Origin of the sequence: Sorangium sp. So ce385 (assembly GCF_051474135.1) — a bacterium.
Lineage (GTDB): Bacteria > Myxococcota_A > Polyangia > Polyangiales > Polyangiaceae > Sorangium > Sorangium cellulosum_D.
Genome location: NZ_CP150337.1, coordinates 14,010,504 through 14,027,245 on the forward strand (window position 1 = coordinate 14,010,504; position 16,742 = coordinate 14,027,245).

At 70.1% G+C, this 16,742-nt stretch carries 9 protein-coding genes; 6 read left to right on the forward strand and 3 right to left on the reverse strand.

Annotated features, from left to right (window positions below; translation table 11 throughout):
• The first annotated feature begins 37 nt into the window (after positions 1 to 37).
• Positions 38 to 526, forward strand: coding sequence for a DUF2452 domain-containing protein (locus WME83_RS51320; protein ID WP_437317018.1), 489 nt, complete (start codon positions 38 to 40; stop codon positions 524 to 526).
• A 16-nt stretch (positions 527 to 542) separates the two neighbouring features.
• On the opposite strand, the gene WME83_RS51325 is transcribed toward WME83_RS51320, so the two are convergent.
• Both WME83_RS51325 and WME83_RS51330 read right to left on the reverse strand, forming a co-directional pair.
• Positions 543 to 1,529, reverse strand: a complete 987-nt coding sequence (locus WME83_RS51325; protein WP_437317019.1) for an NAD(P)H-quinone oxidoreductase — start codon at positions 1,527 to 1,529, stop codon at positions 543 to 545.
• Between the two features lie 9 nt (positions 1,530 to 1,538).
• Positions 1,539 to 2,699, reverse strand: coding sequence for a serine/threonine-protein kinase (locus WME83_RS51330; protein WP_437317020.1), 1,161 nt, complete (start codon positions 2,697 to 2,699; stop codon positions 1,539 to 1,541).
• Between the two features lie 463 nt (positions 2,700 to 3,162).
• On the opposite strand from WME83_RS51330, the gene WME83_RS51335 reads away from it, so the two are divergent.
• The 5 genes from WME83_RS51335 to WME83_RS51355 all read left to right on the forward strand — a co-directional run bounded on the left by WME83_RS51335 (position 3,163) and on the right by WME83_RS51355 (position 12,824).
• Complete coding sequence (locus WME83_RS51335; protein ID WP_437317021.1) at positions 3,163 to 4,833, forward strand: serine/threonine-protein kinase; 1,671 nt, start codon at positions 3,163 to 3,165, stop codon at positions 4,831 to 4,833.
• Between the two features lie 349 nt (positions 4,834 to 5,182).
• A complete protein-coding gene (locus WME83_RS51340; RefSeq protein WP_437317022.1) occupies positions 5,183 to 8,269 on the forward strand; it encodes an AAA family ATPase in 3,087 nt (1,028 codons plus the stop codon).
• Positions 8,270 to 8,459: 190 nt separating this feature from the next.
• Positions 8,460 to 10,700 carry an SLC26A/SulP transporter family protein gene (locus tag WME83_RS51345; protein ID WP_437317023.1) on the forward strand — a complete coding sequence of 747 codons (2,241 nt, stop codon included), beginning with the start codon at positions 8,460 to 8,462 and terminating at the stop codon, positions 10,698 to 10,700.
• A gap of 222 nt (positions 10,701 to 10,922) precedes the next feature.
• Positions 10,923 to 11,891 (forward strand): polyamine ABC transporter substrate-binding protein, encoded by a 969-nt coding sequence (locus tag WME83_RS51350; RefSeq protein ID WP_437317024.1) that lies wholly within the window; start codon positions 10,923 to 10,925, stop codon positions 11,889 to 11,891.
• 348 nt (positions 11,892 to 12,239) lie between these two features.
• Entirely contained in the window at positions 12,240 to 12,824 is a 585-nt protein-coding gene (locus WME83_RS51355; protein ID WP_437317025.1) for a GNAT family N-acetyltransferase, read from the forward strand.
• Positions 12,825 to 13,267: 443 nt separating this feature from the next.
• Here WME83_RS51355 and WME83_RS51360 read toward each other — a convergent pair whose 3' ends face one another.
• Positions 13,268 to 16,363, reverse strand: a complete 3,096-nt coding sequence (locus tag WME83_RS51360; RefSeq protein ID WP_437317026.1) for a TonB-dependent receptor domain-containing protein — start codon at positions 16,361 to 16,363, stop codon at positions 13,268 to 13,270.
• Positions 16,364 to 16,742 lie beyond the last annotated feature (379 nt).

Here is a 16,742-nt window from a genome sequence, read left to right on the forward strand (position 1 = left end):
CGCGCGGGCGCGCGCTGCACTAAGCTCCGGTCTCCGCATGAGCGACGACGGTTTCACGAAACACGGCGGCGGCCGCCACGAGGGGCCCGCCCGCACCTCGCCGTACCCCCTGAGCCGGCTCTCCGCGCCGCACGAGCTCGTCGACGTGGCGCGCGAGATCCAGCAGGCCGACGCGCTGCTCGGCGCGGTCACCGGCGGCAAGCTCGCGCAGATCGCCCGGCAGATCCGGTCGCTGCAGGAGCAGGCGCGGCAGGTCCTCGAGGCGGCGCAGCGCGACAGCGAGCTCCACCGGGCGGCGTGCAATTTCAAGAAGCGGCCCGGCCACGTCTACCACCTCTACCGGCGCGGCGACGGCGTCCGCTACCTCTCGATGCTCTCGCCCGAGGAGTGGGGCGGCGCGCCGCCGCACGCGTTCGAGGGCTCGTACCGGCTCGAGCTCGACATGTCGTGGACGCCGGCCGACGAGGCCGAAGCGCACGACGCCGAGGCCGGCGCGCTCGCCAAGCTGCTCGGCCCCGGCAAGTGACGCCGCGCCCGCCCGCTCACGCGCCGATGCGGAGCAGCACCTTCCCGAACGACGCGTTGCTGGCCATGTAAATGTGCGCCGCGGCGGCATCGTCGATCGCGAAGACCCGGTCGACGACGGGCCGCACGGCGCGGCGCGCGAGCCACGGGGAGATGTGCCGCTCGAGCGCCTGCGCCGCCGCGATCTTCTCCTCGAGCGGGCGCGAGCGGAGCACGGTGCCGATCAGCTCGACGCGCTTGCGCAGGAGCTCGCGCAGGTCGAGCTCCGCGGACGCGCCGGCCGTCAGCCCGACGAGCGCGATGCGGGCCCGGGGCGCGCACGCCTTGAGGTCCTCGGCGACGTACGCGCCGCCGACGAGGTCGAGCACCACGTCGACGCCCGCGCCGCGCGTCGCCTTCAGCACCTCGTCGGCGAACCTCCCGCCGGGCGCCGCGATCCCGGCGTCGAGCCCGAGCTCCCGGCAGCGGTCCAGCTTGTCCTGCGTGCGCGACGTCCCCACGACGAAGCACCCGAGGGCGCGGGCGATCTGGAGGCCGGCCGTGCCCACGCCGCTGCCGGCAGCGTGCACGAGCACGCGCTCGCCGGGGGCGAGCCGCGCGCGCGTGACGAGCGCGTCGTAGGCGGTGACGAACGCCTCGGGGACCGCCGCCGCCTCCTCGTCGGAGAGCCCGTCCGGCACCGGCGCGACCTCGCGCTCGTGGGCGACGATGCGCTCGGCGTAGGCGCCGCCCGGGACCAGGCCGAAGACGCGATCGCCGGGCGCGAAGCGGCGCGCGCCCTTGCCCGCGGCCTCGACGACGCCGGCGTACTCGAGCCCCGGCACGTCGGGCGGCGCGCCGGGCGGCGCCGGGTACATGCCGAGCCGCTGCAGCAGATCGGCGCGGTTCACGCCGGCGAAGCGGACGGCGACGCGCACGTGCCCCTCGGGCACTTCGGGCGCGTCCACCTCGCGCACCTCGAGGACCTCGGGACCGCCCGGCTCGCGGATGACGACGGCTCGCATGATCGCCGCTCAGTCTTCCATGGGCGGCGGGAGCACGCTCTTCCGGTAGAAGTACTCCACCTTCTCCGAGTCCGGATCGACCGGCTCGCCCGCCGGCTCGGGCGGCGCGCCGCCGCCGATCGCCGCCTCGATCTGCACCTGCTCGAGCGCGTCCATCATCGAGGCCGCGCTCGGGAAGCGCTCGTCGCGGTCGAGCGCGAGCGCGCGCATCGTCGCGACGTCGAGCGAGTGCGGCACCTCCGGCCGCAGCATGCGCGGGCGGATCGGCTTGACGCGCTGGATCTCGGCGAGCAGCGCCGCCGGCGTGGGCGCCTTGAACGGCAGCTGCCCGGTGAGCATCACGTAGAGCAGCATGCCCACCGAGTAGAGGTCCGCGCGCGCGTCGAGGTCGCGGACGCCCTGGGCCTGCTCCGGCGCCATGAAGGCCGGCGTGCCGGCCACCGAGTGGCTCCCCGCGGCGCCCGTCGACACGAGGATCGACGACGCGGGCCCGGTGTTGAACGCCTCGGCGACGCCGAAGTCGAGCACCTTCACGGTGAGCGGGCCGCGCTCGCCGCCGACGAGGCAGATGTTGTCCGGCTTGAGATCGCGGTGGAGGATGCCCTCGTTGTGCGTGACGACGAGCGCGCTCAGGACCTGGACGGCGACGTCCAGCACGACGGGGATGGGCATCGGGCGCTCGCGCCCGAGCCGCTCGGTGATCGTCTCGCCCTCGAGCCGCTCCATCACGAGGTAGGGCGTGCCGTCCTCGAGCACGCCGAGATCGTACACCTCGACGATGTTCGGGTGGCCGAAGCGGCCGGCGACGGCGGCCTCGTTGTGGAAGCGGGCGATCGCCGTCTTGCTCTGCGCGTACTGGGCGCGGAGCGTCTTGATCGCGACCCGGCGCCGCAGGCCGATGTGGATCGCGTCGTAGACCATCCCCATCCCGCCCTTGGCGATGACGCCGAGGATGCGGTAGCGATCGTGCAGCAGCCGGCCGACGAGCGGGGCCTCCTTCGTCGGCCGGGGCTGATCCGGGTCGATGTCGGGCGGCAGCGGGCCGTCCACCGGCCACAGCGACTCGCCCCGGCTCGTCGGCGGCACCCGCGTCGAGGAGGGCGGGGCGACGCTCGGCGTGAGCGCCGTGCCGTGCACCGGGCACCTCTCGGTGTCCGACGGGTGCGGCAACCCGCACGCCTGGCATCGGATGAAGTGCTGCGGCGGCATCGGGGACCCGGTCAGAGTACGGGTACATCCGCCCATGCAGCAAGCTCGTTCAGGGACCCAGCGTCCCGGCCGGGGGCGCCCGCCCACAGCGTGTGGTCGGGTAGCCAACGAATGTCATCTTCAGCAGCTGGGTTGGATCGGCCCGCAGCTTACGGTAGGCTCAGCTCAAACGTGCCGCAGCCGGTCCGGAAGCCAAGCCGACGAGCGCGGGCGGTACCGCAGCGAGGGTAGGTCCCAGAAATTGCGCCAGAACGGACACCAGCACGTCAACCAGAACGTAAGCCAGAACGTCAGCAGAACGTAAGTCGCGCATAGGTCGAACGTCAGCCGAACGTAGGGCGGCGCGGGACGGGCACGGGGTACGCTTTCCCCGAGTGCCAGCAGTGGGGGCCAGCGGGATGGGAAGGGGAAAGAGACAGAGGCCATGAGCACGGCGGAGAAGCTTTCGGACGGTGCCTCGGCCAGCGGAGAGTCCGACCCGCTGCTGGGAAAGGTCTTGAATCAGAAGTTCAAGATCCACTCCCTGCTCGCGACGGGCGGGATGGGCGTCATCTATCGCGGAGAGCAGATCGCCCTCGAGCGCCAGGTCGCGATCAAGGTCCTGACGCCGACGAACTCATCCAATCAAATCGACCCCAACTTTCATAAGCGCTTCTTCCTCGAGGCGAGCATCCTCGCCCGGCTCCAGCACCCGAACATCGTCACGGTCTTCGACTACGGCCGAGTCGAGAACATGGAGCCCGAGCGGTACTTCATGGCCATGGAGTTCCTCGAGGGCGAGACGCTCTTCCGGCGGCTGCGCAAGGCCGGCCGCCTGTCGGCGCCCGACGCGATGGGCGTCGCCCGGCAGATCGCGCGCGGGCTCCGCGAGGCGCACAAGCACGGGGTGGTGCACCGCGACCTGAAGCCGTCGAACGTCATGCTCGTCCCCGGCGAGGACACCGGGGAGCTCGTCAAGATCCTCGACTTCGGCCTCGTCAAGGTGCTCGCGGACGACTCGGAGGAGCTCACGCAGCAGGGCTCGTTCCTCGGCTCGCCGCGCTTCATGTCCCCCGAGCAGATCTCGCACGGCAAGGTCGATCTCCGGACGGACGTCTACTCGCTCGGCGTCATCGTGTATCAGATGCTCTGCGGGAAGGTCCCGTTCGAGGCGCAGAACTCGGTCCAGATCCTGATCGCCCACCTCCAGCAGCCCGTCCCGCGGATGCGCGAGCGCAACCCCGAGGCCGACGTGCCCGAGCCGCTCGAGGCGTTCGTGCTGCGCTGCCTGTCGAAGGATCCGGAGGGCCGTCCGGCCAACATGGAGGCCTTCATCCGCGGCCTCGCCGAGTGCGCGCAGGCGATGGGCCTGTCCCCGGCGTTCGGCTCGACGGGCCTCGTCACCATGGACTCCACCGGCGCCGGCAGGATGCCGACGCCGATGCCGCCCGTGCGCGTGATGACCGCGATCCCCGCGAGCCCGTCGCCGCCGTCGTCGTCCGGCGGCGCGGCCTCGCCGGTGGACGACGCGTCGCTCGGCGCCGCCTCGCGCCCGGCCGACGCGGCGCCGCAGGGCCGCAAGGGCATCGTGCTCGTCGCGGTGGGGGTCCTCGCCGTCGCGGGCATCGGGGTCGCGATGTCGCAGATGCGCCCGAGCGAGCCGCCGCCGGCCCCGGCCCAGCCGGAGAAGCCGCAGGTCGCCCCGGCCCCGCCGCCCGCCGACGGCGGGACGTTCGTGCTGATGGTCGAGTCGATGCCCTCCGGCGCCGAGGTCCTCGAAGACGGCAAGCCCCTCGGGACCACGCCGCTCCAGCTCTCGATCGCGAACAGCTCGGTGCGCGCCAACCCCCGCCGGCTGACCGTCCGGCAGGAGGGGTACGAGCCGTACTCGATCGTCCAGGGCCCGTCGGATCAGTCGGTTCGCCTGGTCGCCACGCTCACGAAGCGCGCGGCCGCGCCGACGAGCTCGCCGGCCGCGCCGACGCCGCCGCCCCCCGTCGCCCCGGCGCCGCGGCCCTACTCCGGGCGGCCCGCCGCGAGGCCCACGCCGACGCCCGACGCGCCGCCCCCCGCTGCTCCGTCTCCCCGGCCGCTGGACATTCAAATCGAGCGATGATCCGAAAGCGCCCCGCACGCCGCCTCGTCGTCTCCCCGTCTGTCCTCGCCGCGCGACCGCTCTGGGCGGATGTCCCAGCCGACGTGGAGGCGCCGAATTCCAGGCTCTCCGCCGCGGCGCACCGCCCGCGAGGCGCCGGTGTGCTGCGCTCTGCGGAACGGGCGCACGCTCGCCGGCCCGCGAGGCGCCGGGCCGGCGGTGCGAGGGTAGGCGCCGCCGTCGCCGTCGCCGCCGATCGAAGATCCCGGTATTCATCTGTTCCCGCCGGCAGTAGACTCCAGGCTCTGCGTCCCGCAGACGCGCTTCCCAGGCCGATTCCAAGCGGGATCCGTTGCTGAGGAGCAAGGAAATGAACCCGCTCGTCCCCGACTTCATCATCCAGCAAGACGCTCTCGGCAACACCGAGGGCAGCTTCACGGGGGCGGTGCTGATGATCGACATCCCCGGCTTCACCGAGCTCACGGAGAAGCTGATGCAGCACGGGCGCGCGGGCGCGGAGACGCTCGCGGGCACGCTCCGGTACTACTTCGACCCGCTCATCGCCGCGGTCCACCACGCCGGAGGCTTCATCACGAACTTCGCGGGCGACGCGTTCACGGCGCTGTTCCAGGACACGCCCGACCGCAAGGTCGCCGAGTACGTGCTCGGCGCGGCGCTCTCGATGCGCGACCTCTTCGCCGAGCACCCCGAGCGCGACACGCCCTTCGGCAGCTTCCCGTTCTCGTTCCGGATGGGGCTCGCGTGGGGCTCGGTCGAGTGGGGCATCGTCCGCATCTCCCCGGAGCGCGCGTACTATCACTTCCACGGGCAGGCGCTCGCCGCGTGCGTCGCGATCGAGCGGCAGGCGCAGAAGGGGGACATCCTCCTCGACCGCGCGCTCTGCGATCGCATCCCGCCCGCGAGCGCGAAGTACCACGGCGAGGGCGTCTACAAGCTCGGCGACGTGCCCGCGCCCCGGCTGCCGCAGGTCCCGCGCAACCCGCCGCGCGGCGACGGCGCCGCGTTCGTGGCGAGGGGCGTCGCGGACATGCCGCCGGAGGGCGAGTTCCGCAACGTCACGAGCGTCTTCCTCTCGTTCGAGCAGATCCCGAGCTTCGCGGAGCTCACGCGCCTGCTGCACGAGCTCTCGGAGCTCTACGGCGGCACCTTTACCGGCATCGACGCGGGCGATCTCGGCATCGCCGCGCTGATCCACTTCGGCGCGCCGATCACGCACGAGAACGACAACGATCGCGCGCTCGACTTCGCCCTCGAGCTGAAGAAGCGCGGCCTCCGGCAGATGCGCCTCCGCGCGGGGATCACGCGCGACGTCCGCTACGCCGGCTTCAACGGCGGCACCGAGCGGCACGAGTTCGCGTGCATCGGCCGCGCGACGAACCTCGCCGCGCGCCTCGTCGCGAAGGCCCCCTGGTCGGCGATCTGGGCCGACGAGCAGGTCTTCCGCGCCGGCGAGACGAGCTACCAGTGGACGACGGAGAACATCTTCCGGTTCAAGGGCTTCGACCTGCCCATCCTCGTCTACTCGCTCGAGCGCCGCCGCATCTCGGTCCAGAAGGAGTTCTACGACCTCGGCCTCATCGGCCGCGAGGCGGAGATCGAGCAGCTCTCGCGCTACGTCAGCCCGATCTTCGAGGGCAGGCCGGCCGGGATCATCTACATCGACGGCGAGCCGGGGCTCGGGAAGAGCTACCTCGTGCAGCGCTTCCGCCACCGGTGCGAGGAGCACCAGAGCGACCGGCCCTTCCTGTGGATCGACGCGCGCTGCGACCAGACGCTCCAGAGCTCGCTGAACGCGTTCGAGTTCGCGCTGAAGGAGTACTTCTGGGAGTCCTCCGCGCTCGGCAAGGAAGAGAAGCTCACGAACTTCGACGACGCGTTCGAGTACCTCCTCGAACGGCTGCCCGAGAGCCAGAGCGCGCTGAAGCGCGAGCTCGACCGCGCGCGCTCGGTGTTCGCCGCGCTCATCGGCATCCGCTGGGAGGACTCGCCGTACGAGCGCCTGCACCCGAAGCTCCGGTACACGAGCACGCTCTCGGCGCTCTCCTTCGTCTTCCTCGCCGAGGCGTCGCTCCAGCCGGTGATCCTGCACCTCGAGGACGCGCACTGGGCCGACGAGGACTCGCTCGAGGCGGTGCGCGTGATCGCGCGCGCGTGCCGGGGGCTGCCCATCGCGATCATCTGCACGACGCGGCGCAAGGACGACGGCACGCCGGTGCGCATCCCGCTCGACCCGGGGATCTCCGAGAAGGTGATCGAGCTGAAGCCGCTGCCGCGCGAGCAGCTGCTCGCGCTCGCGGTCCCGTTCTTCGGCGGCCCGATGCCGGACATGCTCGCGACGCTCCTCTGCGAGACCGCGGGCGGCAACCCGTTCTTCGCGCAGGAGATCCTCGCCTACTGGCTCGAGGACGGGCGCTACGGCTCGAGCTCGAGCTCCATCTCGATCTCGAACACGTTCATGCCGCCGAAGAACGTGAACAGCCTGCTCATCTCGCGGCTCGACCGGCTCGACGCGAAGGTGAAGCAGACGATCGTCGCCGCGGCGGTCCTCGGGCGCGAGTTCGACCTGCGCGTGCTCGCGCTGATGCTCCCCGACGCCTCCGTGCTCGAGGAGCACGTGCGCATCGGCGAGGCGCAGTGCATCTGGTCGCAGATGACGGAGCGGCGCTTCCAGTTCAGCAACGCGCTCCTCCGCAACGCGGCCTACGAGATGCAGTCGCGCGCGCGCCTGCAGGAGCTCCACCGGCTCGCCGCCGAGGCGATCGAGAGCCTGTACGGCGACGACCTCGAGGACCAGCTCGTCGCGCTCGGCCGGCACTGGCGCCGCGCGGGCAAGGTCGATCACGCGCGCCGCTACTTCCTCGCGGGCGCCCGCAAGGCGGCGGCGCGCTACGCCCACGAGGAGGCGACGCGCCTCTACCGCGTCTACTTCAAGCTCTCGCCGGAGCCGACGCCCGAGAGCGTCGTCGTGCGCTACGAGTTCGCCCGAGACGTGCTCGAGGCGCGGGGCCGGTACCAGGAGGCGCGGCAGGAGCACATCCGCGTGCTCACCGACGCGCAGAAGCTCGGCGATCGCGCGTCCGAGTCGCTCGGCTTCCTCGGCCTCGGCCGCACGCACTGGGCGATGCAGCAGCCGGACGACGCGCGCACGTACTGGGAGGAAGGGCTGCGCGCCGCGCGTGAGGCGGGCAACCTCCCGGCCGAGGGGCTCACGCTCGCGAGCCTCGGGATGGCCTACGCCGTCCAGGGCCGGTACGACGCCGCCCGCACGCTCTATTCGCGCGCGATCGCCATCGAGCGGCAGATCGGCAACCGGCGCGAGGAGGCGCGGCTCCTCGCCGAGTTCGCGAAGCTGCACCGGCTGAGCGGTCACCTCGGCGAGGCCGAGGCCCTGCAGGAGCAGGCCGCGGCGATCGAGCGTGAGCTGGGCGCCTCTTGAGCCGCCGGGGCGGGGGGCCGCGGCGCCCCCCGCCCGCCACGCCGCCACCATCGTCGCCCCGACCCTCGCTGCCGCATACCTGCCCGGCTGCAGAATCGCTATGCTCGGCTCGCCTGCGGGTCGACGCTAGCGCCCCTCGGCCTAGCGCGGCGCGGATTTCGCCACATCGTCCGAGAGGTCTCTCAAGAGCATGACACAGCAGGAAGCAGGGGACGTTGCGGAGCCGGTGCGTGAGGAGCAGCGCGGGTCGGCGAAGCGGCTCAAGCTGGTCCAGGCGGCCCTGGCCGCCGCGGTCTCGGGGACGCTGGTCGTCACCTTCGACATCTCGCTGGCGGCGCTCGTGTTCACGCACGACTTCGCGGACCGGCTGTCGAAGGGGATCGGGATCTTCCTTGTCAGCTCCGTGATCGTCGGGGTGATCGTCGCCCTCCTCAGCTCCTTCCGCCCCGTCATCGCCGCGCCGCAGGAGGACGCCGCCGTCATCTTCGCCTCGATGGCCTCGGCCATCGCGGCGGGCGTCCACAAGGTCGACCCGAACGCCGACGCGTTCCCGACGGTGATCGTCGCGATCGCGCTCACGTCGGTCGTCGCCGGCGGCTTCTTCCTGCTGCTCGGCATCCTCCGGCTCGGGGTGCTGGTCCGCTTCATCCCCTACCCGGTGGCCGGCGGCTTCCTCGCCGGCGCCGGCTGGCTGCTCGTCCAGGGGTCGCTCTCGGTCATGTCCGGCAAGCCGGCCACGCTGCCGATGCTGCCGGAGCTGTTCGCGAGCTCGCTCGACAAGGTCCTCACCGGCCTCCTGTTCGGCCTGCTGCTCGTGGCGCTCCTCCGGCGCTACACGAACCTCTTGCTCCTGCCGATCCTGCTCGTCGGGTCGACGGGCGTCTTCTACCTCATGCTCACCCTCGCCGGCTCGAGCGTGACGCAGGCGTTCGCGGACGGGTGGCTCCTCGGGCCGTTCCCGCGCGAGGGGCTCTGGCCGCCGGTCGAGGCCTCGGATCTCCAGAAGGTGAACTGGCCCGTCCTGTTCGACAGCGGCGGCAACATGGTGGCGGTGACCGTCATGGCGGCCATCACCGTGCTCCTCAGCGCGTCCGGCGTGGAGCTCGCCACCGAGCAGGAGATCGACCTCGATCGCGAGCTCAGGGCCACCGGGGTCGCGAACATCGTCGGGAGCATGTTCGGGTGCGTCGTCGGGTACATGTCGATGCCCGAGTCGTCGATGAACTTCAAGACCGGCGCGAACACCCGGCTCGCCGGCCTCTTCGCGGCGTCGGTCAGCGCGCTCGTGCTGATCATCGGCGCCGACGCGATCAGCTATTACCCGCGCCCGGTGCTCGGGGGGCTCATCGCGTACCTCGGCTTCCACTTCCTGATCAACACGCTGTACGAGGGCTATTTCCGGCTGCGCCGGACCGAGTACCTCGTCGTGGTTCTCATCCTCTTCGTCGTCGCGGTCTGGGGCTTCCTCCTCGGCGTCGCCGTGGGGCTCGGCGTCTCGCTCATCCTGTTCGCGCTCAGTTACAGCCGCATCGAGGTTATCCGCAACGCCATCTCCGGCGTGCACCTCCGCAGCAACGTGGCCCGCAGCGACGGCGAGGAGATGACGCTGATGGAGCGCGCCAAGCAGCTGTACATCCTCCAGCTGCAGGGCTATGTGTTCTTCGGTACGGCGTACAACCTCCTCACCAGCGCCCAGCAGCGCATCCAGAGCACGGACGCGGAGATCCGGTATCTGCTCCTCGACTTCCGGCACGTCAACGGGCTCGACTCCTCGGCCATCGCCAGCTTCCTCCGGCTCCGCCGCCTCGCGAAGGCGAACAGCGTAAGGCTCATCCTCACCGAGGTCCCGGCGGACATCCGGAATCACCTCGAGCGCGGCGAGGTCGTGATCGAGAACGACGACGTGTGCCGGATCTACCCGGATCTGGACCGCGGCCTGGAGGCGTGTGAGAACGAGATCATCCAGGAGGCGCCCCCGAGCATGCTGCCGCCGCCCATGCTCTTCTACGACCTCCAGGACGTCTTCAACGGCAGGGAAGATATGCTGCGCTTCCTGGGCTACCTGGAGCGCGTCGAGGCGCCGGCCGGGTTCGACCTGTTCCGGCAGGGGGACGTCTCGAAGGATCTCTACCTCATCGAGAGCGGTGAACTGACGGCGTGGCTCGAGATCGACGGGAAGAAGATCAAGCGGCTCCGCACCATGGGGCCGGGCTCCGTGGTCGGCGAGTCCGGGCTCTACATGGGCGAGAAGCGCTCCGCGACGGTGACCGCGAGCCGCCAGGCCACGCTCTACAGGCTCTCGGAGGAGGCGCTGCGGCGGCTCACCGACGAGGCGCCCGAGCTGGCAGCCGCGTTCCACCACTTCGTGGTCACGTTGCTCGCGCGTCGAATCGTCCACTCGACTGGTCCTGTCAAATCATTGTTCAACTAGTGCGAAGAACGTCCAGTCATGCCGCGTCCCCGCGAGATGCCTTGAACAAGAAGGAGAAAGGACGGACTAATGCAATACCGACGTAGACCCCTGGTGCTTGCTTCGCTGCTGCTGGGGGTCCTTTCGCTTATGGCTTGCGGCAAGAAGGAGTCCCCGCCTCCGGGGCAGGAGCCGGCCGCCGGCGCCAAACCAGCCGCGCCCGCCGAAACAGGCGAGCTGAACTTGCTGATCTTCCCAGACTACATCGACGAGAAGATCATCAAGGAGTTCGAGGCACAGACCAAGGCCCAGGTGCGCCTGACCAGGTACGACTCCACCGAGGAGATGGAGAGCAAGCTGGCGTACGCGGGCGCTGACAGCCAGTACGACGTCGTGATCATGGCCAGCCAGATCCTGCCCAGGATGGTGCGGCGCAACCTGGTCAGGCCGCTGGATCACGCGCAGATCCCGAACCTCAAGAACCTCGAGTCGCGGTTCGCCGGGCCCGGGTTCGACGACGGCAACAAGCACGGCGTGCCGTACCAGTGGGGCACCGTCGGCATCGTCTACAACAAGAAGAAGCTGCCCAACCTCGACCCTTCCTGGTCGGTGCTGCTCGACCCGCAGAAGCTGGCGGGGACGTTCGTGCTGCTCGACGAGCAGCGGGACATGCTGGGCTCGGTGCTCAAGTACAAGGGGCACTCGAGCAACACGACGAACGCCGACGAGATCCGGGAGGCCGGGCGCGTCCTCAAGGAAGTGAAGAAGCAGCCGAAGTGCCTCGGCTTCAAGGGCGGCGTGGGCGCCATGGAGGACGTCAGGGCGGGCTCCGTCGACATGGCGGTCGTCTGGAACGGGGACGCGCAGAAGCAGATCGAGCAGGACAAGGAGCGCCTCGCGTTCGTGATCCCCAAGGAAGGCTCGGTCATCTGGGTCGACGTGATGACGATCGCGGCGAAGGCGCCTCACCCCGAGCTGGCCCACAAGTTCATCAATCACGTGCTCACGCCGGAGGGCGGCGCGCAGCTCTCGATGTACACGAAGTACGCGACGCCCAACGCCGCCGCACAAGGGAAGCTGCCGGACGCCGATCGCACGAACACGCTCATCTATCCGACGAAGGAGGTGGCGGATCGCCTGGAGCACCACCGCGACCTCGGCGAGGCGGCGAAGGTGTTTGACGAGGTCTGGACGGAAGTGAAGTCACAGTAGCGCCATCGTGCCGTCACCATCGATGGTGGCGCGGCGCGCGACCGCGGGCTCAGGGAGGCACCTCTGCCCACGTGAACGGACACGCACCTGCCGTGAAGTCGCCTGTCTGACCCTGCGTGGCCGGCGGCGCGCTGGCTCTCCCCTGGACACTCCCCATGTGAGGCGGAGCGCGACCTCGTGTGAGGCGCGACGCGCGGGCCGCGCGGGGCGCTGATCGCCGCGCGACGTGCGATGCGCGGCGCGTCAGCGTGCGCGGCGGACACAATCCGAGCACGCGCACGCCAGATTGCTGCGCGGCGCGCCGCGGAACGATGATAGGCTGGGCGTTATACCTGGGAGAAGCCCCTGATGAGTAGCCCTCTCGACCTTCCGTTCGCCGTTCATCCTCGACTCGAGACAGAGCGCCTGATCCTGCGTGAGATCGTGGAATCCGACGCAGAAGCCCTGTTCGCCGTCTGCTCGGACGATGAGTGGTTGAGGCTGTGGGGCGCTCCCGTCCACAAGACGGTCGCCGACACAAGGAAGATGATCGGCATGCTCAAGCGCGCGCACCAGGAGGGGTCGCAGCTGCGATGGGGCATCAGCGTCCGAGGGTCGGACCACCTGATCGGCGCCGCCGGGTTCTTCCGCTTCCTGACGCCGCACTACCGCGCCGAGATCACGTACGAGCAGGCGAAGACGGCCAGCGGCAAGGGGTACATGACGGAGGCGCTGCGCGCGGTCGTGCGGTTCGGGTTCGAGCAGCTCGACCTGCACACGATCGAGGCGGGCATCGACCCCGAGCACGGCCCGTCGCTCCGGGTCGCGGAGCGGGTGGGCTTCCAGCGCGAAGGGTACCTCCGGGAGAACTACTTCTTCCAGGGGAAGTTCTACGACACGATCCTGTGTACGATGTTCAGCCCCAAGCCGGCGCAGCGGCCGTACAACAAGTGACGGGGCTTCTGCGGGTCTCGTAGGCTTCCAGGTCGTCCCGAGCTTCCCGGCCCCCGGAGCGGGGGGTCGTCGCGCGGGGCGGGGGATGGGCTGAACTCGCCTGGGGCGTCCTGTCCCCGTCGTGCAAGGCACGACGGAGACAGGACGCCACTCGGGCTCAAACATCAGCCCATCTCCCACCCCGCGCGACGACCCCCCGCCCCGGGGGCCTTCGTTTGTCCATGAAGAGAGGCGCTTCCGCGCTGGAACGCATCGACGAGCGTGATGCCGCGTGACGGAGCGCGCCGCGTGACGGTGGGTGTCGTTTGGCGGCGGCCGCCCGACGGTGCGTGCCACCTGCCGGCGGGCCGCTGGACGAGCTCGGGGGGACAAAAGGACAGCGCCCCTCCGCCGAACGGGGAGGGGCGCTCTGCGACGCTGGCAGCCGCCAGCGCCGGCGCTGCTCAGAGGCTCATGTTGAGCGAGGCGAGGAACGTACGGCCGCTCTGCGGGAACTTCGCGATGGTGTACTGCGCGGCCGTCGGCGCCGTCCAGCGCCAGTCGCCGACGTTGTAGACGCCGACGTTGTACCGGAGGTTGCCGACGTCCAGCTGCCCGGAGACGACGATGTCCCAGATCACGGCCGGCTCGGTCTGGGTCTGGTCAGGTATTATGCCGCCCACCGGAAGCGGCTCCCCCTGGTACGTCTTCACGTTGCGGTCGTACCGCGGCGCCTCGACCGTCAAGCGCGACGCCAGGACGACCGCCTTGCCGAAGAGCGGGGCCGCGCCGCGGGCCGACGCCATGTGCTCCGGCGAGTTCGGGACGTTGCGCAGCTTGTTGACGCCGCTGTCCTCCAGGTACCGCGCCTTCGCATAGGAGTACGAGAGCGACGCCATCCACCCCTGGCGCCACTCGCGGCGCAGCTCGGCCTCGCCACCGACGACCAAGATCGGAACATCGGTATTGTTGTAGTCGGTCGGGTCGTCTTCGGTGTTGCTCCCCTCCTGGAAGATCAGGTTGCTCAGGTGGTTCACGTACCCCGCGCCGAGCGCCGAGACCGTGGAGGAGAGCCGGTGCGTGAACTCGACCTCGCCCGACCAGACGTTCTCGGGTTGGAGCTCCGGCGAGGGCCTGTACGTCACGCGCGGACCGCCCTCCGGCGTGAGCGGAGGAAAAGCATACCCGTAGAACAGCTCCTGGATGGAGGGCGCGCGGAACGCGCGGCCGCCGGTGATCTTCAGGTTGCCCTGCTCGTACGGTTTGATGATGAGCGCGATCCTGGGGCTCGGGACGGGCGTCGCGTCCTCCAGCGTCGAGTAGTAGTCGAAGCGTGAGCCCGCCGAGATGCGGAGCCGCTCCGACGGCGTGATGTCGACGAGCGCGTACGCAGCGAAGATCCGGTAAGGGTGCTTGTCGAGAGCGGTCGTATCTTCGCCGGCGCCCAGCGGGAGGTAGACGAAGTCATACTGACCGGTGCCGTCGATGGCCGTGTCGACGCCCTGCTGCGCGGCGGTGAAGTGCAGCTGCGCCTCGGCGCCCGCGGTGATCTTCAGCTGCTGGATCGGGCTGAACTCGACCCGTTGCTCCGCGAGCAACCAGATGTCGTCGAACTTCTCCTTGTCATAGACCTCGCTCATGCCCGGCGCGGCGAACGGCGGGTAGTACCAGAGCCTGTCTCTGAACTGGTACATGTTGATGCTCGCGCGGGTCAGCGTCGCGAGCTTGTCCCCGAAGCGCGGCGAGAGCGAGAGCTCGAGGAACCCACGGGTGTCCTTGTAGTACGTCTTGTCGACGCCGAGCTGCGTCGTCGCGACGCCGTTGGGGACCGTCTTGTCGCGGGAGTTCAGGTACCACTGCGCCGAGAACGACTTCAGCCAGAGCCGCCCCTGGAAGGTCCCCACGGTGAACTTGTCGTTACCCCGGGAGTGACCGTCGAAGTCGTAACGGTTCGGGTCGTAGACCCACTGGCCGTCAACGCGGTTCGGCGGGGGGTCGCTGGACGTGAAGTGATTCTTGTAATCGCCGAAGTAGTAATCCCGCCCGAGGCTACGCGCGGCGCCGACGGACGCCCAGACGCCCGAGTCGCGCCCGAGCGGCAGCTGGAACGACGCGCGCCCGCGGATCACCGAGTTGTCGGCGGTGCCCACGCCGAAGCCCACGCTGCTCGCCGTCGGGCGGCCCTTGGTCACGATGTTGACGACGCCGGAGAACGCGCCCGTACCGTAGAGCACCGAGCCGGGGCCCCTCACGATCTCGATCCGCTCCACGTCCTCCAGGTCCGTCCGGGCGAGGTAGTCGAAGTACGACAGGTTGACCCAGCTGTCGTTCATCGAGTGGCCGTTGAGCAGCGTCAGCATGCGGTTGCCGAAGTCGCCCGGCAGGTTGATGCCGCGGATGCCCGCGAAGGTGTACACGCCGTCGTACGTCGTGTAGACGCCGCGCACGCCGCGGAGCGCCTCGGCGACGGTCGGATAACCCATCGCGCGCAGCTCCTGCCCGGGGATGATGGTGACCGAGCCGGGGGCGTCCTCGACGGCCTCCGTCGAACGAGACGCGGCCTCGACCTCCTCGAGCTGCCGGAGCGAGATGTCGATCCGGGTCTGCTGGCTCGCCACGACGGTCGCGACCTGCTCCACCGGGCGGAAGCCGCGGAGCGAGACGCGCACCCGGCGCTGGCCGCTCTGCACGTTGAGGACCGCCGGCGTGAAGCCCATCGGCTTGCCGTCGACCTCGACGAGCGCGTCGCGCTCGTCCGCGTTGACCACCAGGCTGCCCGTGAGCGGGTTCAGGCGGTAGCGCGCGGTCACCGTGCTCGCGGCCGCGACGTTCACGTCCTGCTCCGACGGCTGATACCCCTCCTGCGAGAGGTACAGGCGGTGCCGGCCCGGCGGGAGCGTGAGGTCGCACGGCGCGGTGCACGCCGGCGGGCCGCTCGCGTCGTTGACGCGCACCGTCGTGCCCGCCGTCTCGCCCACCACGCGCACCGTCCCGATGATGCGCTTCAGCTTGACCTCGACGTTCGTCTGCTCGCCGAGCTTCGCCTCGACGTTCTCGACCTCCGCCGGCTCGTAGCCCTCGAGATCGACGATGATCTTGTGCTTGGTGTTGGGCGGGAAGCCGAGGAGGCGCGGCGTGTTGCCGCGGCCGCCGAGATCACGGCGGTTGATGTACACCGTCGCTCCCGGCGGGTCCGTCGTCACCTTGATGACGGCGACGTTCGGCCGTATGCGCGCGAGCGCCTCCTCGATGGCGGGCCTGCGCGCCGCGTTGGGCTCCTGCTCGAGCGCCTGAACGTAGTAGCGGAACGCGTCGGGGTACTCCCCGAGCGCCTCGTACGTTCGTGCGATGTTGAAGATGACGTTGCGGTTCGGCACGAGCCGGTTCGACACCAGGAAGTGCTCCAGGGCGCCCCGGTAATCGGCTTTGGCGTAACGCTCCGTGGCAATCCTGAAGTGTAGATCGGCCTCATCGGCCAGATCGTCCGCCCAGGCAGGCCGACCGGAGAATGTGAGGAGTGAAACGAGTATGAGTAGGAGTGCGGAACGACGAAAGCTCATCTTTCGATCTCGATTCCCAGCGGTCGTAGTGGAGCGCAAGGCGCCGTCCGCCGGGGCCCAGCAGTCACGCTGAGACACGGCGAGCTTCGGACGAACAGCCGCATTGCCGGGTCAGCTTACCGTAAGCCGTGAGCCGATCCAACCTGTTCGCACAAGCGGCGGACGCCCCCACGTCCACGTCGCCGCCGCTGTGTAGGCGCTTCTGCGCGGGCCGCGTGACCGCGTGAGCGGGACGCGGCCGAGCCCAGCGCGCGGGGCTCGCCGCGCGCGCGGATCTCCCCGGAACCGCTCGCGCTTCCGCGCGCCCCGAGGCAAGCGCCCGAGCTCGGGCTTGCTCGCGCGCCACGCCGCGCCCGAGCCGAGCCGCAGCGCGCCGGCT